The sequence below is a fragment of the Halomonas sp. IOP_6 genome, assembly GCF_021151565.1.
GTDB lineage: Bacteria > Pseudomonadota > Gammaproteobacteria > Pseudomonadales > Halomonadaceae > Vreelandella > Vreelandella alkaliphila.
Genome location: NZ_JAIRBO010000001.1, coordinates 40,047 through 60,669 on the forward strand (window position 1 = coordinate 40,047; position 20,623 = coordinate 60,669).

Consider the following 20,623-nt stretch of genomic DNA (forward strand, 5'->3'; position numbering starts at 1 on the left):
ATATGCACATTTATAATACGCTGACACGCCGCAAAGAACCGTTTACCCCGCTGGTGGCGGGTAAAGTCAGCATGTATGTCTGCGGCATGACGGTGTATGACTACTGCCACCTTGGCCACGCGCGGGTCATGGTGGCCTTCGATGTGATAACCCGCTACCTGCGTTATCGCGGTTATGATGTTACTTATGTCCGTAACATCACCGACATTGACGATAAAATTCTCAAGCGTGCCGAAGAGAATAACGAATCGATTAGCACACTCACCGAGCGCATGATTCAGGCAATGCACGAAGACGAAGCACGTCTTGGTGTATTGCCCCCAAGCCATGAGCCTCGGGCGACAGGTCATATCGATGACATTGTTGCCATGATTGAGACGCTGATTAAGAAAGACTTTGCTTATGCTGCTGCCAATGGGGATGTGTATTACCGGGTACGCAAGTTCGCTGATTACGGCAAGCTAAATAATCGTCAACTTGATGATATGCGTTCTGGTGCTCGGGTTGAGGTTGATGTTCATAAAGAGGACCCGCTTGATTTTGTGCTTTGGAAAGCCGCTAAACCGGGCGAAGCACACTGGCACTCTCCTTGGGGCAATGGCCGCCCAGGATGGCACATTGAGTGCTCAGCAATGTCGACGTGCTGCTTAGGCGACACCTTCGATATTCATGGTGGTGGTCCTGACCTTACGTTTCCTCATCATGAAAACGAAATTGCCCAATCAGAGGCGGCGACTGGTAAAACCTACGTCAACACCTGGATGCATGCCGGGGCCGTGCGGGTTAACCAGGAAAAGATGTCAAAATCGTTGGGTAACTTTTTTACCATCCGCGATGTGTTGGCAGAGCATGATCCGGAAGTCGTGCGTTTCTTGCTAGTGGCTAGCCACTACCGTAGCCCAATTAACTACTCGGTAGATTCTCTCCATGAGGCTCGCAAATCGCTTACGCGCTTTTACACAGCATTAGAGGGTGTGGAAGTGTCATCTAGCGGTGACGGTGATGAGGCAGGCTATGCTGAGCGTTTCACCACGGCGATGGATGACGACTTTAATTCGCCTGAGGCGTTAGCGGTATTATTCGATCTGGCGCGGGATCTCAATCGCGCTAAGAGCGAGTCGCCAGAAAAAGCGCAGCGTTTAGCATCGGAATTAACAAGTCTAGCGGGTGTGCTAGGGCTTTTGCAGCAAGATCCTCAGACTTTTTTGAAAGGTAATCAGCAGCAGGTAGCGCTGAGTGAGACTGAGATTGATGCCAAAATAGCACAGCGTAAAGAAGCAAAAGCCAATAAAGATTTTGCTCAGGCAGATGCTATTCGAGATGAACTAGCGAGTTTGGGTATTATCCTGAAGGATTCCCGTGAGGGAACAACCTGGGTGATTGAAGCGCCTTAAGCGTTATCGATGTTGAGCGTGATGACAGTGAGGGCATTGAATAGAAACGTTGTAGATGTCAGGCGCCGTTGATATGGCGTCTGACGTCAATGTCGTTGGCTCTTATACTGAGATGATACCTTCAAGACGCTAAATAATAGGATGACCACTATGCGCTTTACTCTAAAACCGACCATCGTCGCTTGCTTATCAGCCATTACTTTTTCGACTGCTTACGCCAGCGACCCTGTTGTCGTGTCCTCCAAAATCGACACAGAAGGGTCCGTGCTGGGTGAGCTGATTATTCAAACGCTAGAGCGTGGCGGTGTGCCTACAGAAGATCGCCTACAGCTAGGTGGCACCAGCGTTGTGCGTAGTGCGCTTGAAGCGGGAGAAATCGACCTTTATCCCGAATATACCGGTAACGGCGCTTTTTTCTTTGATATGACTGACAGCCCTGTCTGGAATAGTGCAGAGGATGCCTACCAGACTGTTAAAGAGCGCGATGCGGCGCAGGGGCTAATATGGCTGAAGCCTGCTAGCGCTAATAACACCTGGGCCATGAGTATTCGTGAAGACGTGGCGACGGCCAACGGCTTAACGACCCTTGATGACCTTGCCGACTATGTTAACGAAGGCGGCGAGTTTAAATTCGCAGCGAGTGCAGAATTTGTAGAGTCCGCTCAGGCATTGCCTGCATTTCAGGATGCTTATGGTTTTGAACTTGGCGATGATCAGCTGCTTGTACTGTCCGGTGGTAATACGGCGGCTACTATGCGAGCCGCTGCCCAACAAACAAGCGGTGTTAATGGTGCCATGACCTATGGCACCGATGGTGGTTTAAGTGCGCTGGGACTGGTTGTTTTAGAAGATATTAAGGGGGTTCAGCCGGTATATCAGCCGTCGCCAGTGGTGCGTGCCGAAGTGCTGGATGCCTACCCTGAAATTGAGACGCTACTCAACGACGTATTTGCAACGCTTGACCTTGTGACGTTGCAAACGCTGAACGCTGATGTAGCGGTGAATGGTTTCTCTCCTGATCAAGTCGCAAGCGACTATCTTGATAGCCTGGATGACTAATGAATGTCGCAGATAGACGCCTTGCCATCGCCACCCCGTCAATATGGGCATTTAAACTCAGTACTGATATGTTTAAGTGCCGCTATGTTAGGGGCCTCTTGGCTACTGGGTCTTGTTAGCGTCGCGCCTAATAGAATTGTAGCGGGTACATCTTATGGCTTATTACATGCGATTGGGTGGCCCGGTGCGCTGCTTGTTTCCTTGCTATTTATCGCTATGGGCGGCTTGGCTATTAGGCCAAGCCGCCTTCATTGCTACGCTCAACTGTGTATCGTTACCCTGACACTCTTATTGATGCCATTCGGGCTTATGGTAGCAGGCCACTGGCTGATTGATCCCACTCTGCCGCAAGCGCGTTTAGGTATTGGTGCTGCCTATTGGGTCGTGCTTTTTTTGCTTTTATTGTGCCTAGTGGAAGTGCGTTTACGTTTGGGGTTGTCGCGTTTATGGACCACCCTATTGCTCAGCAGCGTGGGGGGGGCGTGGCTGCTTTGTGCCGCCTTATGGCTTGAAAATTTAGCCCTTGTTCAGGAGTTTCAAGCGCGCGACCAGCAATTTTATCGTGCCATGCTGCAACATGTAGTACTGGTCGGCATAGCGGTGAGCGTTAGTGTGGTGGTCGGTTTGGTTCTCGCTATGCTAATGCGGCGTTACCAACGTCTACAACGCATAGCGTTTGCATGGTTGAACTTCCTGCAAACGATTCCGAGCTTAGCTCTGTTTGGGCTGCTGCTGGCTCCGCTTGCTTGGCTAGCTGCTAACGTGCCTTTTTTAGCCCAGTTAGGTGTTAGCGGTATTGGCGCCACACCCGCATTGATTGCGCTCATTGCTTATAGCCTGTTACCCATGGTGCGCAATACTTATATTGCGCTTGATGAAGTCGACCCTGAAACCTTAGATGCTGCTAAGGCGATGGGGATGCGACCGTATCAGCGCTTCTGGCAGGTAAGATTTCCTTTGGCGCTGCCAATACTATTAGAAGGTGTGCGAATCACCGCTGTTCAAGCTATTGGATTAACGGCCGTTGCTGCGTTGATTGGGGCAGGTGGGCTTGGCACGTTTATTTTTCAGGGATTGGGCCAAGCGGCTATGGACATGGTGTTACTTGGCGCGCTGCCTATTTTAGTCTTGGCACTAATTGTAGATGCTAGTTTGGGGGCATTAGCCGACGCGCTTCGCCCCGGAGGACATAAATGATAGAGCTTTCCCATGTGTCGAAGCACTTTGGCGAAGACACAGCGGTAGACGACATATCCTTACACGTCGCGAAAGGAAAGTTCTGTGCGCTGGTAGGGTCATCAGGCTGCGGAAAATCGACGACGCTACGTATGATAAATCGTTTGATTGAGCATAGTAGCGGCGACATTATCATCGACGGACAGGCAATAGGCCACTATGATCCGGTTAAGCTTCGCCGGCGTATCGGCTATGCGATCCAGAGTACTGGCCTGTTTCCCCATTGGACGGTAGCGCGCAACATTGGGCTGGTACCGCGTTTGCTAAAATGGCCTGCCGCTGATGTTAAAGCACGGGTCGAAGAGTTAATGCGTCTGTTAGGCCTTCCCATGGAAGAGTTTGCCCATAAGTATCCTCACCAGCTCTCTGGCGGCCAGGCGCAGCGGGTAGGCGTTGCGCGCGCATTGGCGGCAGATCCTGATATTTTGCTGATGGATGAGCCTTTTGGAGCGCTAGACCCTATTACGCGAGAAAAGCTTCAAGACGAACTGGCAAAGCTTCAGGCGCGGCTGCATAAAACCGTGGTGTTCGTGACTCACGATATGGATGAAGCGCTCAAACTGGCAGATCATTTAGTCGTTATGCGCGAAGGGCGTATTGTGCAGCAGGGGTCACCGCTAGCGCTGCTTCAAACCCCCGCCGATCCGTTTGTTGAGTCGCTATTGGGAGGGTTGGAGCGTGGTTTAAAGCAGGCTGCCTTAACACGCGTGAAAGATCACATGTCATCGCTTGGACAGACACTGCCTGCCCAGTCGCGTATACCGGGTGATTTTTCACTGCGCCAAGCGCTTTCAATGATGCTGCGAGACCACTGCGATAGGCTGACGGTTGTCGACCAGCATGATATGCCGATTGGTGAGTTATCGCTGCGCAAAGTGGTGAAAGAGGCCCAGTTAGACAAGGTGAGTCACCGTGACGCGTGATCGTAACCGTGGTGAATCATCGATTGCAGCAGGCCCGCGCTGGCTATGGCCTATTGGTTGGGCACTCTTGCTGCTGATAGGGGTATTGGGTATCCCGGCATTAGAGCCTGCATTTCGTTGGCTGGAGCCAGACGTCCGTCAGGTGATTTATGCCCGCGCTGATTTTGCTTCTCTGCTGGCAAGGCACGTGTTCGTTGTTGGAGTAGCGGCTGTCGTCACGATAAGCGTAGGCGTATTGGCCGGCATTGCAGTCACTCGGCAGTGGGGGCGAGACTTCTTACCCCTTGCCGGGCAGTTGGCTTCACTGGGTCAGACATTTCCTCCTGTGGCAGTGCTTGCCCTGGCGGTTCCTGTATTGGGTTTTGGAACATTGCCGATTATCGTGGCGCTAATGCTCTATGGCTTATTACCGATTGTGCGAAACACGCTTGCTGGGCTGCAGGATGTAGATGCGAGTCTTAAACAGGCGGCGTTTGCCATGGGGATGACCCCTTGGCAGGTATTAACTCGCGTTGAGCTGCCATTAGCCACACCCGTAATTCTGGCCGGTATCCGAACATCGGTAACCATTAATATTGCCACAGCGGCTATAGGGGCGACGGTAGGCGCCAGTAACTTAGGTGACCCGATCATAGCAGGTATCGTGAATGGCAATATGGCGTATGTTTTACAAGGTGCGCTGTTGATCGCGTTGCTCGCGTTGACCGTCGATAGTCTATTTGATGCGTTGCAACAACAGCTGCGCACTCGTCTATCTGCGTCTTAAGTTGTATCCCTAAAAGTAGCAGACTGCGTTACTGTCCTTGTGTTGCGTTGATCGAGGTGACACTAACCTCGACAAGCTTGACCTATGCTAGATAAATCCACTGGCAAAAACGGTCAACACCAACAACACTGCCCTCAAAAGGGGTAATACAAGGATAATAAGCATGACAAACTACGTACATCAGCCGCTCTTTATGACCGGCGACGAATTCTCAATGGCTACCTTCAGCCTGCTCGACCCAGAGGGCGAGCTTTACGAAGGGGCGAGAGAGCCAGACCTACCGCGTGATCATGCCAGACGGCTCTATCAAGCCATGCTGGCCACCCGTATCCTAGATGAGCGCATGATGGCTGCCCAACGCCAGGGGCGGCTTAGTTTCTATATGCAAAGCACGGGTGAAGAGGCCGCCGTTGTTGGTGCTGCTGCTGCACTAGACGATGCCGATATGATCATGGCGCAATACCGCGAGCAAGGCGCATTAATGTACCGCGGGTTCTCCATTGATGAGTTTATGAATCAGCTATTTGGCAACGAGCTTGACTACGGTAAAGGCCGCCAAATGCCGATTCATTATGGATCACGCAAGCTGCACTACATGACCATTTCTTCTCCGCTTGCAACGCAAATCCCCCAGGCGACAGGCTACGCATACGGTCAGAAATTAGCGGGTGATGGGCATTGCACCTTAACGTTCTTCGGTGAGGGTGCTGCATCAGAAGGTGATTTCCACGCCGCGCTGAATATGGCATCAGTCCATCAAGTACCGGTGATTTTTTTCTGCCGCAACAATGGCTATGCCATTTCGACGCCATCAACCGAGCAGTTTGCAGCGGATGGCATTGCCCCCAGGGCGTTTGGCTATCATATGCATGTGATACGCGTTGACGGGAACGATGCACTGGCAGTTTATGAAGCGACACGCCAAGCGCGTCAGATTGCTGTTGAACAAAACAAGCCCGTGCTGATTGAAGCCATGTCTTACCGTCTTGCTGCTCACTCCTCTTCGGATGACCCTTCCGGCTATCGTGCCAAAAGTGAAGAAGAAGCGTGGCGGTTAAAAGACCCCATACTGCGCATGCAGAAATGGCTGTTGAAAAAAGGCTGGTGGAGCGAGGAGGAGGAAACCAGCCAGCAGGAAACGTTGCGCCGCGAAGTTCTAGATACCATGAAACGGGCAGAAAAGCGTTCACCCCCACCGCTGGAGTCGCTGATTACTGATGTCTATGCCGACATAACCCCTGAGTTACAGCGTCAATTTGACCAGCTTAAGCGCCATATTCGCCGCTATCCAGAGGCCTACCCGCGTGGAGCGCGGTCGCTAGACCTTGAGGTGAATACGTCCACAGATTCCCAGGGGGAGGCATAACATGCCCACAATGAACATGCTCCAGGCGATCAACAATGCGCTTGATATCGCCATGGCTGAAGATGGCAAAGTTATCTGTTTTGGTGAAGATGTTGGCGTTTTTGGCGGCGTATTCCGTGCTACCAGCCATTTACAGGAAAAGTATGGTAAATCGCGCTGCTTTAACACGCCGTTGGTAGAACAAGGCATCATTGGTTTTGCTAATGGGCTGGCTGCTCAAGGCTCAGTGCCCGTTGCTGAAATACAGTTTGCCGACTACATCTTTCCCGCTTTTGACCAAATCGTTAATGAATCTGCGAAATTCCGCTACCGTTCGGGGGATTTATTCAATGTGGGTGGATTAACCATCCGGACGCCCTATGGCGGTGGTATCGCGGGGGGGCTCTATCATTCGCAGTCACCAGAAGCTTACTTTACACATACGCCCGGTTTAAAAGTCGTTGTGCCGCGCAATCCCTACCAAGCAAAAGGGCTACTGCTCGCTTCCATTCGCGATCCAGATCCGGTGCTTTTTTTAGAACCCAAGCGTCTCTATCGTGCGTCGGTGGGTGAGGTGCCCCAAGAGGATTATCAGCTTCCTATTGGTGAAGCGGAGGTCATTAAAGAGGGGACTGATATAACGTTGGTGGGCTGGGGCGCGCAAATGGAAGTCATCGGCAAAGCCGTTGAGCTTGCTGAAGAGCAGGGCATTGCCTGTGAAGTGATTGATCTGCGCACGTTGCTGCCATGGGATGCGGATACTGTCGTTGAGTCTGTTCTAAAAACAGGACGTTTGATCGTCAGCCATGAAGCGCCGTTAACAGGTGGCTTTGCGGGTGAAATCGCCGCGACGATCCAAGAGCGCTGTTTTCTCTATCTTGAATCGCCGATTACTCGGGTAACGGGGCTAGATACACCTTTCCCGCTAGTGCTGGAAAAAGAGTATTTACCCGACCATCTGAAAATTTTTGAAGCGATTCGCGAAAGCGTTAACTTTTAGCGCTAGGGAGAAAAATAATGAGCGATTTCATGCTGCCGGATATCGGCGAAGGCATTGTTGAATGTGAAGTGGTGGAGTGGCGCGTTGCGGAGGGTGATCGGATTGAGGAAGATCAGCCGATTGTCGAGGTGATGACTGATAAAGCGCTAGTGGAAATTACCGCTCCCGAAGCAGGCGTGGTCACCAAACTTTATGTTGCCCAAGGCAAAATTGCCAAAGTACACGCACCGCTTTATGCCTACCAAGCAGAAAATGACACCCAAGAAGCGGGCGCGACGGAACAGGCTAACGAGCCTCAATCACCTGTAGCTGACGCTGACAGTGGCTCAGCCAAGGCGGTTGAGCAAGCCGCTGTGGCATCCAGTACCTGCAGCCTTAGTACCAGCAGCGGCAAAATACCTGCCAGCCCAGCCGTGCGACGTCTTGTTCGTGAACATCAACTTGAGTTAACTGCCATTGCTGGCAGTGGTAAAGATGGCCGGGTATTAAAAGAAGACGTGCTGGCGCACCTGAATCAACCTTCTGCTGATCCTAGCCAAGCACCATCGCAAGTCACCCAAGGAGCACAGTTGCCTCGCGTCGAACCGCTTCGCGGTGTGCGCGCGGTGATGGCGAAAAGAATGGTTGAGGCAGCCAGCTCCATCCCGCATTTCCACTATGGCGAAGAGATCGATGTGACCGATCTGCTGGCGCTGCGCGAGCGTCTAAAGCCACGGGTCGAGGCGCTTGGTGAGCGGCTAACACTTATGCCCTTTTTCATGAAAGCCATGGGGCTAGCGGTTACTGAGGCGCCGATCATCAATGCCCAGCTAAACGCGGAAGCCAACGAGCTGCACTACTACGAACAGTGCAATATCGGCATGGCGGTGGATAGCAAAGCCGGTTTGCTGGTGCCCAATGTGAAAGGTGTTGAGCGTCTAACGTTACTAGACATTGCCCGTGAAGTAGGGCGATTAACCATAGCGGCGCGCGAAGGGCGTGTCGATCAGGCTGATCTTAAAGGTGGCACCATCAGTATCTCTAACATTGGTGCACTGGGTGGAACGTATGCAGCGCCTATCATTAACGCGCCGGAAGCCGCCATCGTCGCCATCGGTAAAACTCAGTGGTTACCGCGCTTCGATGAGCAAGGAGAAGTTCAGCGGCGAGCCATTATGACCATCACCTGGGCAGGCGATCACCGCTTTATTGATGGTGGTACTATCGCTAGGTTCTGCAATGCTTGGAAAGGCTATTTGGAAGCGCCTGAAACCATGCTGCTGCACTTGGGCTAAGGTTGCTAGACATTGAATAGCAAGAGGTTAAATAGCCAGAAGTTGGTTAGCAAGGAATGAGAAATGTCTCAGGCACCGCTCCAGCAGTTTTATATACCGGAAGAGCAGTCGGTATATCTACTCAGCCATCACGATGCTCGTAAGCTTAAAGACTGGGTAGCACTGTGTCAGGCACAACTCGCCCAGCTGGGCTACACGGGGATTGAGCTGGTGGGTAAAGGTGCCTATGGCTTTGTATTTGCGGGCAGCGCGCAACACCAAGATGTGCCTGCCCACTACGTGTTTAAATTCTCACGTATTACGCTACCGACTCATTTACAAGAACGCCTTGAAGAAGAGGCGTTTATGCTTGATCAGGTTTCCCATCCCCGCATACCAAAGCTTGTGGCTTACCAACGCTCCCGAGGCCAGTCCATTCTGGTGATGGAGCGTGCGCCTGGTTGGAACCTTGAACAGGTGTCACTGAAAGAAGGCCGTCTCTCTCCGCGGTTAGTGGTGCGCATTGCCGACCAGTTGGCCGATATTCTTTCTGCACTGCGCCGCGAAACGGGGCCCAATGCACGTCCCGTTGTGCATGGCGACATCAAACCGTCAAATTTGGTATTTGATCCAGATACCGAGTCCATTGCGTTGATTGACTGGGGATCGTCCGTATTTGCCCAGTTAGACGAAAAGCTCCAATTTGTCGGGGCAAACGTGATGGAATTAATGTCCGACAATCTGCAGCAAACCAACGCCCGGCTGGGCGATGTCTACTTTATTGGTGAAGAGCAGCTAAATGGAGCGCTATCATCGCCCCGTTTCGATGAGCAAGGGGCCGCAGGAACGCTATATGCATTAGCTTCTGCGCAATCTTGCCGCTTTGGTCATCGTGCCATTCCCGCTAGCTCGCTGGGGCTACCCTTGGAGTTTGCCCGCACCTTGGACGGTATGCTGGATCCCGACCCCCACATACGCCATAAAGCAGGGGATCACTATTTACAGGCGATGTCCCGCATGGCCAAAGTGGTGATGTTAGATTTGCCCACGCCAATACAAACACCGCTAGTGCCTGTCTGGGGCCGTGCGGCGCACCAAGAGATTGATACGGTCGTTTACAGCTCTCGGAAGGCATTTCTGCGCGAAGCGAACGCGGAAGAGACACTTAATGATGTCAATGATGTGCAGTTAGACCGCTATTACAAGCAATTTATGCAGGGCATGGGGGAAACCGAAAAGGCGTTTTTGGCCTCGGTGAGTCGCTTAGGAAAATACCCGGTTGTCGGTGGTTTAGCAGTACGCTGGGAGCGAGAGGGCGTCTATATAGACTCCTCACTTAACCTACACGATCCCGCGTTAAAGCCAGCGTTTATTCAAGCCGTCAACAATATGGTGCACTTGGCGCGAGCCATCCATCGCCAAGGGGTGTTTAAAAGCTGCTTGTTTAATGCCCGCCAAACGCTGCATTTAGAGCGCGCGAGTGCGGAAGAGCCTTTTCATTGTGATCCTGGCACCACGATTGACTACGAGCTGAGCGCGGTTCCAGAAATGGAAGACCTCACTCGCCAGCATAGCTACTTTGAAGACGGCCCTGATCCAGAAGAGCTACTTGTCCTACCGGACACCATTATGCACATACTGCAACGGCTGAATGAGATTCATCACACCGGCATGATTATCTTTGAGTCACTACCAAAGCATCTTAAAATTCATAGCTATTATCGGCTTCTGGACCCTAGCCGGGAGGCCGAGTTTCGGGCTTTGCTGGCGCAGATGTTGGCGTCTGTAAGCCAGATCGAGGGGTTAGGCGTGTCCGGCTTTATGAAAATGCCTTACAAAGACACGCGATTTTTTACCCATTTAGAGTGCCAGCCTGAACATTTTTATCCTAAAGACCCGCGTGATTTTTTAAGAAAGACGCCGTCAATCGGCGGTTCTCAGAGTGCTTGATTGCGCCGCAACCCATGCTGAAAGCTGCTCCGCTAGCGCATCGCTAGCCGCGCCAAACGCATTCACGACGTCCGGAATCTCTGGACTATCCGCGCGGGTGCGGATAACAAAACTAGTCGCAGCCAGTGGTTTTCGGTGTTGTGTATTCACAAGCTGGACATCTAATTGAAGATGAATACTGGGTGGGGAAGTGTCGTACTCACTTTGGAAATGGCGCAGTTCGCTCAGTAGCAGTATATCGTGAGGCAATCGGTCGCTACTTACGCCAGTGAATAGCTGGCGCTGCTGCAGATCAGAAATTAAGCGCGCTTGAAGCATTTCTGGGGCGTCCTCATGCCAGCGTACCCCCTCATAGACATTGACTACATTGCCTTCTGGGTATACCACAATACGATTGCTGTTCAGCAAGTGGCCTGCCCCCGGGGTAGCAATGCCTAGTCTTACGGGGAGGGGGGCAGCCATGTGTTCAGACTGCGTGGCAGACGATGGCAGCCGATAGAGCGTTGCGGGATTACTTTCGGGCAGTATTGAACAACCGGCGCTTAATACAAGCGCCGCTAATGTGACGATGCTAAACGTAGAGCGCAAGCTCATGGACGAAACTCCTCTACCTGATCCCGGCCCAGGAAAAAGTCTGCGGGACTCTCTTCAAGCTGGCGAGTAATACGATCAAGATTAGTTAGTGTAGAACGTAGGGCTGAAAGTGCGGGAGCAATGTCTTGTGCCCCCTGCAGCGTACTATCGACAGCATCGGCATTGTCGTTAACGAGCTGTTCAATTCGTTGCGCGGCGCTGGCCACATCACGACTGGCGCTTTCAGCGCTTCGCATCATTTGCTGACCATCTTGTCGCAATAGCTGTGTCGCCTCGAGGCTAAGCGTATCGATGCTTTCAAGGGTCGCTGTGGCTTGGCGTGACACTTCGCCGAACAGTGCCATATTTTGATCAAGCGCTGTTTGTTGTGAAGCGATCATCTCTGTGATCTGCGCAATACTCGTCAAAATAGTGCCGGCTTGTTCACGATTGCCGTCATTAAATAGTTCATTAACGTTTATCAGAATAGAATTAATGTTTTGAATCATTGTTTCGCCTTCATCAAATAGCGTGGCAATCGGTGAAGGGTCTGCGTTGATAAACGGTGCCATACTGTCCGTTTGGTTTACTAGGCGGGGGCTTTCTGGGGTGCCTCCATACAGCTGAACCGACATGCTGCCGGTAATGCTGGCAAAGGCTAACTTTGCTCGAGTATCTGTTTTGACGGGGGTGTCTTCATAGACTCGCACACTAGCAATAACTTGGCGTGGGTCGTCAGGGTTCAGTGTCAGCTCGGTAACATCGCCAACTTCAATGCCGTTGTACTGCACCTTACTGCCAATTGATAAACCACTAACACTGCGCTCAAACAGAATCCGGTAAGGTTGATAGTTACGCTCTCCGGCGGCATAGCTCATCCATAGCGCAAACAGCAGTGCTGCGACGGCGGTTCCCAGTGTGAACAAACCTATCAAAACGTGATGCGCGCGGGTTTCCATGTGCAGTCACTCCTGGACGTTTGCGTTATTTGAAAAGGCGGTATGAGCACGCTGAGCGGCTCGACCACGCGGGCCGTGAAAGTAGTCTTGAATCCATTCATCGTCGGTATCCGCCACTTTATCGATGGTATCCACCACCAGCACACGTTTCTGTGAGAGTACCGCGACCCGATCGCAGGCAGCGTAGAGCGTATCCAGGTCATGGGTAACCAGAAATACGCTGAACCCCAACGCATCGCGAAGGGTGACCAGCAACTGATCGAAGGCCGCCGCGCCAATAGGGTCAAGCCCTGCCGTGGGCTCATCAAGAAACAGGATGTCAGGATCAAGCGCTAAGGCACGGGCAAGGGCGGCGCGCTTGACCATGCCGCCAGACAGCGACTCAGGAAACTGCAGCGCGGCCTGTGGCGGAAGCCCGACCAACGATAACTTGACCCTGGCAAGATGCTCGGCGTCTTCACGGGGTAGCCTGGCATGTTCAATTAGCGGTAGGGCAATATTCTCTTGCAGGTTCAACGAGCTGAACAGCGCACCGCGCTGAAACAGCACGCCAAAGCGTCGCTCTATTTGACTGCGCTGAGCCTCGTTAAGCTCGTTAAGCGTTGTGCCTAGGACTTCAACCATGCCGTCATTGGGGCGCTTCAAACCGACGATGCTGCGTAACAGCACTGATTTGCCGGTACCAGAACCACCTACAACGCCGAGGATTTCCCCGCGTTCAAGGGTCAGATCTAAATTTTCGTGCACCACATGAGTACCAAAGCGGTTCACCAAGCCTCGAACCTTAATGACCGGTAAGTCGTTTTGCTCTGTCGGTTTATCTGAATTGATCACCAGCCCATCTCCATAAAGAATAGCGCGGCGACGGCATCAATTAGAATCACCATAAAAATCGATTGAACGACACTTGAGGTGGTGTGTTCTCCCACCGACTGCGCGCTACCGCTGACCTTAAAGCCTTCCAGGCAGCCGATCACGGCGATCACGAAGGCAAACACCGGGGCTTTGCTTAGTCCTACCAAAAAGTGTGTCACCGATACATCTTTTTGCAGCGTGGCCATAAACTGGGTAAGTGAAATATCCAGTGACAGAGAGGTGACCATGGCGCCGCCCGCTAAGCCGCTGAGCATACCTACAAAGGCGAGCATGGGCAGGCTAATTAACATCGCCATTACCCGTGGGAGCACCAAAAGCTCGATAGGATCAAGCCCCTGAGCCTGCAGGGCATCTATCTCTTCATTGGATTTCATGGCGCCAATTTGGGCAGTAAAGGCACTGGCGGTTCGTCCCGCGAGTAGGATCGCAGCAAGCAGAACGCCGAACTCTCTCAAAAATGAGAACGCCACAAGATCGATGGTATAAATTGTGGCGCCAAAATCCTGCAAAACGGTAGCGCCAAGGAAAGCCACCACGGCGCCCACCATAAAGGTGAGTAGCGCGACGATGGGGACGGCATTAAGACCACTCTGCTGGATATGGGCCACGGTGGCCGTTAAGCGCCAGTGGCGTGGCCGCAATATCAGCTGGACGAGGGTGGCCACGACGAGACCAATAAAGGCCAACAGCTGGCGCTGCTGGGACCATAGCCCCACCATGTGTTGACCCACGCTGGCAAGCGCTTGGCTAATGCGCGAATAGGAAGGAGGATCAACGTCCAGCGGTGCTTCCATGGCTTCGGCAATACGCACCAGCAACGCCTGCTGCTCTTTAGGCAGTTCTGCTGCCCAATCCGCTACCGATTGCGCTTTCTCAACGCCAATCAGCTCCACAACGAGTATGGCACCAGCGGTATCAAGGCGAGTTATTGCGTCTAGTGAAACCGACGCATCTGTTGGCTTGCCAAGCTCAGTTTGAGTTTCACTTTGCTGAAGCGCCGCTTTGATAAGGCGATAATTGGCAAGCGTCCACTCGCCTTTAAGGGTTACTGTTTGATCATGACGCGCTATCCACTCGCTTGGCATCCCCACTCCTTTGCGCTCTTGGTATCGATGCGCTTGTTTAGAAGTCTATGATGCATTCAAACAAATCTTAGTTAAAGCTGCTTCGTTAAGCTTATAAAAATCATGCTTATGAAAATTCGCGCCATGCAGCATAAGTGCTAAGAAAAACGCGCCCGGTCAGGGCTTCTAAAAAATCACTTTTTTTGAGCTGATCCATGACAGGGCCCTTCACCTCTGACAGGTGAAGTTTTACATCGGAGTCTTTTAAGCGCGCATTGATCGCATCCAGGCTCTCGAGTGCTGATGCATCAATTAAATTAACGGCTGAACAGATAAGAACGACGTGCTCCAGCTCAGGATAGCTGGCAACTAAATTATAAACGGTATCCTCAAGGTAGCGGGCGTTCGCAAAATAGAGACTTTCGTCGATTCGCAGTAGCGCCACATTACTGACGGTTTCAACATCGTGGCGTTCGGTATTGCGGAAATGCTCGGTGTCCGGAACCCGGCCAACCAACGCGCTATGGGGGCGGCTGGTGCGATACAAAAATAACGCGATAGAGAGACTCACGCCACCGATGATGCCTGCTTCGATACCTTCAATTAGGGTTAGCAGAATGGTGACGGCCATCGCAGCGAAATCGCTGCGAGAATAGCGCCACGTTTGGCGCAACATGGGGATATCGACCAGGGTTAAAATAGACACAGTAATTGTCGCGGCCAACGTAGCAATCGGCAGGTAGTAGAGCCAGCCAGTAAACGCCATCGTTACCAAGGCTATTCCCAGTGCTGCAAAGGCTCCGGCCGCGGGTGTTTGTGCCCCAGCATCATAGTTGATGACCGTGCGCGAAAGGCCACCGGTGACCGGCATGCCACTGGTAAACCCTGCGGCTAGATTAGCGGCACCTAAGCCAATCAGTTCCTGGTTAGGAGAGATACGCTGGCGCCGTTTCGCTGCCAACATTTGCCCCATGGAAACAGACTCGACGAACCCCACCAAACTAATGAGTAGCGCAGGGATGAACAGGGCACGCCATAGTGACGTATCTCCCCAGGGAAAGCTTAGCGCAGGTAGCCCACTGGGAATAGCGCCGACAATGGCAACGCCTTGGTCAGCCAACTGCCAATGCCAAGTAGCCAGCGTGGTAATAACCACCGCAAAGACAGGACCCGCCTTGGTGATTAACTCGGCGAGCGCTCTAGGCAAACCAATAGCACTAAGGCTCTGCTTACCAAAACGCCGCATCATAACGAGAAAAAACAGCGTTCCAGTACCGATTACAAGCGTATAGGGGTTAAAGGTGGGGAGATTAGGCAAGAGGGTTATCACACGCTCTACCAGAGTAAAGCCACTGCTGGAGATGCCTATTAGGCTTCCCAGTTGACTAACAGCAATCAGAATGCCCGATGCGGTTAAAAAGCCCGAGATAACCGGATGGCTCAAAAAATTGCTAAAAAAGCCCATTTTAAGAGCACCCATTGCCACCAATATACCGCCAGAAAGTAATGAAAGTACCAGTGCAGCTTGCAAATAGTCGGGGCTGCCGGGCGTTGCTACAGAAGAGAGCGCAGCACCCGTCATTAATGCAATGATGGCCACTGGCCCTACGGCTAGAGTGCGGCTTGTGCCTAAAAAGGTATACAGAAGTTGCGGCAAAATACTGGCATATAGGCCTACTACCGCGGGCAAACCGGCAAGTAGGGCATAGGCTAATGACTGCGGAATCACCATTACGGTTACGATGAGTCCCGCTAATATATCGGCACCTAGCAGGCGCTTATGGTAGTGGGGCAGCCATGTAAGAATAGGAAAATAGCGCTTGAACATAAGCTCCTGTCGTCAGCTTTGTTTTTTAAACCCCAACCACTGGTGAGTCCGTCAGTTTAACGTGTTGTGTGGGCAATGATTGCCTTTGCTTTCAAACAAAAGCATGTTCTGACCCGAAAGTGCTACTTCATTGATTAGCATAACCCGTTAAGCTGACTGAAAAGTGGCTAATCGCTCCTTCTTTATTGATTGACTGCTCAATAACGTCAAATAAAAAAGAGTACCCCACATGCGACTACTTTGGCTATTAGTGCCCTTGGCAGTGCTAGGTGTTTCTGTTTGGATGATGACTGAATCTGGTGCTTTTCCCTATGTCACGCTGCTGTTGGCAACGGGGGCTGGTGCAGGTTTAATGCTCGTAACGATTACGTCGGTTTACTCAGCTGATCAAGCGCGTTTGACAAAACCCATTCACGGTTTCAAGCCCATTCGCGACTATGGTGCGCTTCGCGCGATGGCCTATCGGTTGATGAACCGAGCAAGTAGCACTGCTATCGCCTCGGCAGAAGTTTCTCATTACGCTGATCTTATGGCGCAACGCCTTACTAAGCAGGAAGCCATGGCCAGTGACGCGTCATCGAGTATGAACGCTATTAATGCTGCCATTATGCAAGTGAGTGCCAGTGCTACCCATGTCGCTTCGCTTGCCGAGAGCGCTCGTCAGGCAAGTCATCACAATCATGATGAGCTGGCTGATATTATTGGCGATATGAGTGATGTTTCCGAGCGCTCTGATCAGGCGCTGGAAATGCTATCGGCGCTAAACGACAAAATTGAGCGCGTCCGCAATGTGACGTCGATGATTGAGGGAATAGCAGAACAAACGCACCTGCTATCACTCAATGCTTCTATTGAGGCAGCTCGAGCGGGAGAGCATGGACGAGGATTTGCGGTTGTCGCGGGCGAAGTGCGCAACCTAGCACTGAAGACGTCAACGGCGACACAAAGCGTCGATGAGCTTGTTAAAGATATGCACCAGAGTGGCCAAAGTGTTGTTGGTACCATGGGAGTGCTGATGAACCGTATCAGAGAGCGTTCCCAAGGGATGCAGCAGGTGGGCGGTAGTCTTGCCACTATCACAGAACAGTTCGATCAAGTTGAGCAGGAAATCACCAGCGTCGCAGAAGCAATGGAAAGCACTAAAGTCCATAGCCAAACAGTTGCTGATAGCTTACGTCAGCTTGAAGACGATGTAGATGAGGGCAATCGCGATATGCGCGATTTAGCTCAGCAAGCTCGGGCGTTAATGGAAGCTGCAGAAGGCGTTGATGGCGAGCTGGCGCAGCAGCGTTTACAGGGGCGTCATCAGCATGTGTTTAGTGTTGCTCGTCAAGCGGCGAACCGTATTGGTAAATTGTTTGAAAAGGCCATTGCCTCCGGTGAGTTATCAGAAGCGTCGCTGTTCCAGCCTGATTACAGGGTCATGCCAGGGACACAGCCACCGCTTTACCACACAGGCTTTGATGCATTCACGGACTTACAGTTACCCAGCTTGCAAGAACCGTTGCTTACTGAGCACGGGTTGAGTTACGCCATTGCATGTGACCGCAACGGCTATGTGCCTACCCATAACTCAGCCGTTAGCCGCGAGCCCATCGGTGATTACGATCACGATCTTAAGTATTGCCGCAGCAAACGCATTTTTGATGATCCGACGGGCAGTCGTTGCGGCGCCCATGAGAAACCGTTGCTGCTACAAACCTATAAGCGTGACACTGGCGAAATCATGCACGATCTTTCGGTTCCCATTTACATTAATGGTAAGCACTGGGGAGGCTTTCGCGTGGGCTACCAGCCTGAAAAGACAAATGACACCAGTGCAGTGGTGATTGAAAAACCAGTGGAAGAACTAGCCTCAGGTAGCCACCTTCTGGCGCGGACGTGATTGCCAAGAGGACCAGGAATATAGCGCTAAGCTCGCCCAGATCATCACAAAGGTCGCTAACTGGATGAGCCCTAGAGGCTCGCCAAAGATAATGATTGCAATCAAAAACTGAATGCTGGGATTGATATACATCAGAAACCCTAGCGTTGCCAGCCGTAAGCGTCGTGCAGCCCCAGCAAAGGCCATCAAGGGCAGGGCAGTTAATACGCCGCTAATTATTAGCAGGGCGGTCATCGGCACATTATGAATAAAGTGAGACTCCCCCTGCCAGCTGAGCCAAGTGAGCGCTATCAGTGCTAGTGGGAATAGCAACAGCGTCTCTACAAACAGGCCTGAAAGCCCATCAAGAGGCACTTGCTTGCGAAATAATCCGTAGCTACCAAAGCTGAGTGCTAGCAACAGGCTGATCCAGGGCAGTTCGCCCAGCATCACGAACTGGATTGCAATCGCTAAACTTGCCAAACCGAGGGCAACCAGCTGGAGGCGAGCCATTACTTCGCGTAGCACCAGCACGCCCAAGGCAATGTTTACCAGCGGCGTTAGAAAGTAGCCTAAACTGGCTTGTAACACCTGCTTGCTTTCAACAGCATAGATATAGAGACCCCAGTTAAAGGCAATCAGTAACGCGCAAGCGAGTACGCGCCCTAAGCGCTTGGGCTCAACAAGTGCGCTAACCACTGGCGTCCAGCGGCGCAGTATGCTGATTAACCCGACCAGGAAAAGGCACGACCACAAAATCCGATGTATCAGGATTTCAAATGCGGGAATGCCATCAAACAGAGCGAAAAATAGTGGGAAGCAGCCCCACATAGTGTAGGCCGTTAAGCCGAACATAACGCCCTTGACCGCTTCAGGATCCCTTGATGCGGGTGGAAACATAGCAGCCTCATTAATTAAAAATGCTAATCTAGCACATAATTGACGAACACACTGATGCAAAGGAGACATGGCATGAGTCAACTGAAAACGAGCTTAGTGCAGTGCGATTTGCGCTGGGAAGATCCTCAGGCCAACCATGCGCATCTTGAGCGGCTATTAGGCGAATTAGATAGCCGCGATACCGATTTAATTGTGTTGCCAGAGATGTTTGCGACTGGCTTCACCATGAACTCACGGGAAATGGCCCAGCCCATGAACTCGAGCCAGAGCGTTGCCTGGTTACAGACGCAGGCCAAGGCGAGAGGCTGTGTAATGACCGGCAGCGTGGCAATTGTCGATGAAGGGCAATACTTCAACCGTATGGTATGGGCTACCCCCAGCGGCGACTTGCAGTACTACGATAAGCGCCATTTATTTCGTATGGCCGGAGAGCATGAACGCTATGGTATGGGCAACAGCCGGAAAATAGTGGAACTGAAAGGTTTCAGGCTGCTATTGAGCGTATGCTATGACCTGAGGTTTCCCGTTTGGATGCGCCAGCAGCCAGCAGAGGGCGAACATTTCGAGTATGATGCCGCGCTGTGTGTGGCGAACTGGCCTGCACCCCGGCGTCACCCATGGCGCACGCTTTTACAAGCGCGTGCAGTTGAAAACTTAGTTTACGTAGTGGGTGTCAACCGCGTCGGTGAAGATGCCAAAGGACTCGCCTATAGCGGCGATTCCATGCTGGTCGATTTCAAAGGGGAACCGCTGATCGACCACCCTGCAAACTCTCCGTTTATTGAAACGGGGACGCTAAATAAAACGGACCTAGATGCTTTTCGAGAAAAATTTCCTGCCTGGCAAGATGCCGACCGCTTTTCGCTTCTGCCAGGAGTGGGTCAATAATGCGCCTTGATCGCTTTTTGAGTGAAACAACCCCGTTGACGCGCAGCCTAGCAAAGCGTGTGTTGAAAAATGGCGAGGTGACCCTGAATGGCGAGCCCATCAAGCAGTCGGCGACCCAAGTTGACACCCAGAACGACGAAGTAAAGCTCAACGGTGAGACGCTAGCGCTGGTTGGGTTGCGTTACCTGATGATGCATAAGCCGCTGGAAGTAGAGTGCACTGCACGCCGTGGGCTCTACCCAAGGGTGATTGACCTCATTGATCTACCCAAAGTAGAGCGACTGCAGCCGGTAGGGCGGTTGGATGTAGATACCACCGGCTTGTTATTGCTCACTGATGATGGCCAATGGTCCCATCGTGTCACCTCGCCGCGCCATCGCTGTGCCAAGGTATACATTGCAGAGTTGGCAGAGCCTATGGAAGGTAGCGCCGCTGAGTGGGCAATTAACCAAGTAGAGGAAGGACTTCTACTGGATGGTGAAGAAACGCCAACGCAACCTGCTGTGTTGAGGTTTATTACTCCTCAGCAAGCGGAATTGACCATTACAGAAGGGCGCTATCACCAAGTGAAGCGTATGTTTGCAGCCCTAGGTAATCACGTCAATGCGCTTCATCGCCGTTCGATTGGTGATGTGGTCTTGCCAGATGACCTAGCACCTGGTGAATGGCGGGAGCTAACGCCTGAAGAAATTGCCAGCTTCTAAATACACTTAGCGTCACTGCTAGTGGATAAAACGCCCCGGTC

18 protein-coding genes are annotated in these 20,623 nt (G+C 52.1%); 12 read left to right on the forward strand and 6 right to left on the reverse strand.

Annotated features, from left to right (window positions below; translation table 11 throughout):
* Window positions 1–2 precede the first annotated feature (2 nt).
* The 9 genes from cysS (at window position 3) to K7H08_RS00235 (ending at window position 10,926) form a co-directional block, all read left to right on the forward strand.
* Window positions 3–1,394 carry a cysteine--tRNA ligase gene (cysS, locus tag K7H08_RS00195; protein WP_231656902.1) on the forward strand — a complete coding sequence of 464 codons (1,392 nt, stop codon included), beginning with the start codon at window positions 3–5 and terminating at the stop codon, window positions 1,392–1,394.
* 150 nt (window positions 1,395–1,544) lie between these two features.
* Window positions 1,545–2,453 (forward strand): glycine betaine ABC transporter substrate-binding protein OsmF, encoded by a 909-nt coding sequence (gene osmF, locus K7H08_RS00200; protein WP_038483962.1) that lies wholly within the window; start codon window positions 1,545–1,547, stop codon window positions 2,451–2,453.
* Window positions 2,454–2,456: 3 nt separating this feature from the next.
* On the forward strand, window positions 2,457–3,650 hold the full coding sequence (locus tag K7H08_RS00205; protein WP_120386994.1) for an ABC transporter permease: 1,194 nt from the start codon (window positions 2,457–2,459) through the stop codon (window positions 3,648–3,650).
* Complete coding sequence (locus tag K7H08_RS00210) at window positions 3,647–4,612, forward strand: ABC transporter ATP-binding protein (RefSeq protein ID WP_038483971.1); 966 nt, start codon at window positions 3,647–3,649, stop codon at window positions 4,610–4,612. Before K7H08_RS00205 ends, K7H08_RS00210 begins: the two co-directional genes overlap by 4 nt.
* Window positions 4,602–5,378, forward strand: a complete 777-nt coding sequence (locus K7H08_RS00215) for an ABC transporter permease (RefSeq protein WP_231656903.1) — start codon at window positions 4,602–4,604, stop codon at window positions 5,376–5,378. Before K7H08_RS00210 ends, K7H08_RS00215 begins: the two co-directional genes overlap by 11 nt.
* 163 nt (window positions 5,379–5,541) lie before the next feature.
* On the forward strand, window positions 5,542–6,744 hold the full coding sequence (locus K7H08_RS00220; protein ID WP_038483974.1) for a thiamine pyrophosphate-dependent dehydrogenase E1 component subunit alpha: 1,203 nt from the start codon (window positions 5,542–5,544) through the stop codon (window positions 6,742–6,744).
* Between the two features lies 1 nt (window position 6,745).
* Window positions 6,746–7,723, forward strand: coding sequence for an alpha-ketoacid dehydrogenase subunit beta (locus K7H08_RS00225; RefSeq protein ID WP_038483977.1), 978 nt, complete (start codon window positions 6,746–6,748; stop codon window positions 7,721–7,723).
* A gap of 17 nt (window positions 7,724–7,740) precedes the next feature.
* Complete coding sequence (locus K7H08_RS00230; protein WP_038483980.1) at window positions 7,741–8,997, forward strand: 2-oxo acid dehydrogenase subunit E2; 1,257 nt, start codon at window positions 7,741–7,743, stop codon at window positions 8,995–8,997.
* A 63-nt stretch (window positions 8,998–9,060) separates the two neighbouring features.
* Window positions 9,061–10,926, forward strand: coding sequence for a protein kinase domain-containing protein (locus K7H08_RS00235; protein WP_038483983.1), 1,866 nt, complete (start codon window positions 9,061–9,063; stop codon window positions 10,924–10,926).
* On the opposite strand, the gene K7H08_RS00240 is transcribed toward K7H08_RS00235, so the two are convergent.
* The 5 genes from K7H08_RS00240 to K7H08_RS00260 all read right to left on the reverse strand — a co-directional run bounded on the left by K7H08_RS00240 (window position 10,900) and on the right by K7H08_RS00260 (window position 16,226).
* Window positions 10,900–11,520: an ABC-type transport auxiliary lipoprotein family protein gene (locus K7H08_RS00240; RefSeq protein ID WP_120386990.1), complete on the reverse strand. Its 621-nt coding sequence runs from the start codon at window positions 11,518–11,520 to the stop codon at window positions 10,900–10,902. The genes K7H08_RS00235 and K7H08_RS00240 overlap by 27 nt on opposite strands.
* Entirely contained in the window at window positions 11,517–12,458 is a 942-nt protein-coding gene (locus K7H08_RS00245) for an MlaD family protein (RefSeq protein WP_038483988.1), read from the reverse strand. The genes K7H08_RS00240 and K7H08_RS00245 overlap by 4 nt, the downstream gene beginning before the upstream one ends.
* Window positions 12,459–12,464: 6 nt before the next feature.
* The gene (locus K7H08_RS00250) at window positions 12,465–13,289 is read right to left on the reverse strand and encodes an ABC transporter ATP-binding protein (protein WP_095603295.1); all 825 of its coding nucleotides are present in this window, start codon (window positions 13,287–13,289) and stop codon (window positions 12,465–12,467) included.
* Window positions 13,289–14,419 carry an MlaE family ABC transporter permease gene (locus K7H08_RS00255; RefSeq protein ID WP_231656904.1) on the reverse strand — a complete coding sequence of 377 codons (1,131 nt, stop codon included), beginning with the start codon at window positions 14,417–14,419 and terminating at the stop codon, window positions 13,289–13,291. Before K7H08_RS00255 ends, K7H08_RS00250 begins: the two co-directional genes overlap by 1 nt.
* A 106-nt stretch (window positions 14,420–14,525) precedes the next feature.
* On the reverse strand, window positions 14,526–16,226 hold the full coding sequence (locus K7H08_RS00260) for a SulP family inorganic anion transporter (RefSeq protein WP_231656905.1): 1,701 nt from the start codon (window positions 16,224–16,226) through the stop codon (window positions 14,526–14,528).
* A gap of 229 nt (window positions 16,227–16,455) precedes the next feature.
* Here K7H08_RS00260 and K7H08_RS00265 point away from each other — a divergent pair, with 229 nt between their 5' ends.
* Window positions 16,456–18,111 carry a methyl-accepting chemotaxis protein gene (locus K7H08_RS00265; protein ID WP_231656906.1) on the forward strand — a complete coding sequence of 552 codons (1,656 nt, stop codon included), beginning with the start codon at window positions 16,456–16,458 and terminating at the stop codon, window positions 18,109–18,111.
* Here the strand turns inward: K7H08_RS00265 and rarD are convergent.
* Window positions 18,082–18,990 (reverse strand): EamA family transporter RarD, encoded by a 909-nt coding sequence (gene rarD / locus K7H08_RS00270; RefSeq protein WP_231656907.1) that lies wholly within the window; start codon window positions 18,988–18,990, stop codon window positions 18,082–18,084. The two genes, K7H08_RS00265 and rarD, sit on opposite strands and share 30 nt — an antisense overlap.
* A gap of 72 nt (window positions 18,991–19,062) precedes the next feature.
* Between rarD and K7H08_RS00275 the strand changes: the two genes are divergently transcribed.
* Together K7H08_RS00275 and K7H08_RS00280 are read left to right on the forward strand one after the other, a co-directional pair.
* Window positions 19,063–19,878: an amidohydrolase gene (locus K7H08_RS00275; RefSeq protein ID WP_231656908.1), complete on the forward strand. Its 816-nt coding sequence runs from the start codon at window positions 19,063–19,065 to the stop codon at window positions 19,876–19,878.
* Window positions 19,878–20,582, forward strand: a complete 705-nt coding sequence (locus tag K7H08_RS00280) for a pseudouridine synthase (protein ID WP_198349757.1) — start codon at window positions 19,878–19,880, stop codon at window positions 20,580–20,582. The genes K7H08_RS00275 and K7H08_RS00280 overlap by 1 nt, the downstream gene beginning before the upstream one ends.
* Window positions 20,583–20,623: the final 41 nt, after the last annotated feature.

Bases quoted from the DNA above. Each gene is read 5' to 3' on its own strand.
- K7H08_RS00210 (WP_038483971.1), top strand. From the start codon at position 3,647: ATGATAGAGCTTTCCCATGTGTCGAAGCACTTTGGCGAAGACACAGCG.
- K7H08_RS00280 (WP_198349757.1), top strand. From the start codon at position 19,878: ATGCGCCTTGATCGCTTTTTGAGTGAAACAACCCCGTTGACGCGCAGC.
- K7H08_RS00275 (WP_231656908.1), top strand. From the start codon at position 19,063: ATGAGTCAACTGAAAACGAGCTTAGTGCAGTGCGATTTGCGCTGGGAA.
- K7H08_RS00225 (WP_038483977.1), top strand. From the start codon at position 6,746: ATGCCCACAATGAACATGCTCCAGGCGATCAACAATGCGCTTGATATC.
- cysS (WP_231656902.1), top strand. From the start codon at position 3: ATGCACATTTATAATACGCTGACACGCCGCAAAGAACCGTTTACCCCG.
- rarD (WP_231656907.1), bottom strand. From the start codon at position 18,990: ATGTTTCCACCCGCATCAAGGGATCCTGAAGCGGTCAAGGGCGTTATG.
- osmF (WP_038483962.1), top strand. From the start codon at position 1,545: ATGCGCTTTACTCTAAAACCGACCATCGTCGCTTGCTTATCAGCCATT.
- K7H08_RS00245 (WP_038483988.1), bottom strand. From the start codon at position 12,458: ATGGAAACCCGCGCGCATCACGTTTTGATAGGTTTGTTCACACTGGGA.
- K7H08_RS00205 (WP_120386994.1), top strand. From the start codon at position 2,457: ATGTCGCAGATAGACGCCTTGCCATCGCCACCCCGTCAATATGGGCAT.
- K7H08_RS00230 (WP_038483980.1), top strand. From the start codon at position 7,741: ATGAGCGATTTCATGCTGCCGGATATCGGCGAAGGCATTGTTGAATGT.
- K7H08_RS00235 (WP_038483983.1), top strand. From the start codon at position 9,061: ATGTCTCAGGCACCGCTCCAGCAGTTTTATATACCGGAAGAGCAGTCG.
- K7H08_RS00260 (WP_231656905.1), bottom strand. From the start codon at position 16,226: ATGTTCAAGCGCTATTTTCCTATTCTTACATGGCTGCCCCACTACCAT.
- K7H08_RS00240 (WP_120386990.1), bottom strand. From the start codon at position 11,520: ATGAGCTTGCGCTCTACGTTTAGCATCGTCACATTAGCGGCGCTTGTA.
- K7H08_RS00220 (WP_038483974.1), top strand. From the start codon at position 5,542: ATGACAAACTACGTACATCAGCCGCTCTTTATGACCGGCGACGAATTC.
- K7H08_RS00255 (WP_231656904.1), bottom strand. From the start codon at position 14,419: ATGCCAAGCGAGTGGATAGCGCGTCATGATCAAACAGTAACCCTTAAA.
- K7H08_RS00265 (WP_231656906.1), top strand. From the start codon at position 16,456: ATGCGACTACTTTGGCTATTAGTGCCCTTGGCAGTGCTAGGTGTTTCT.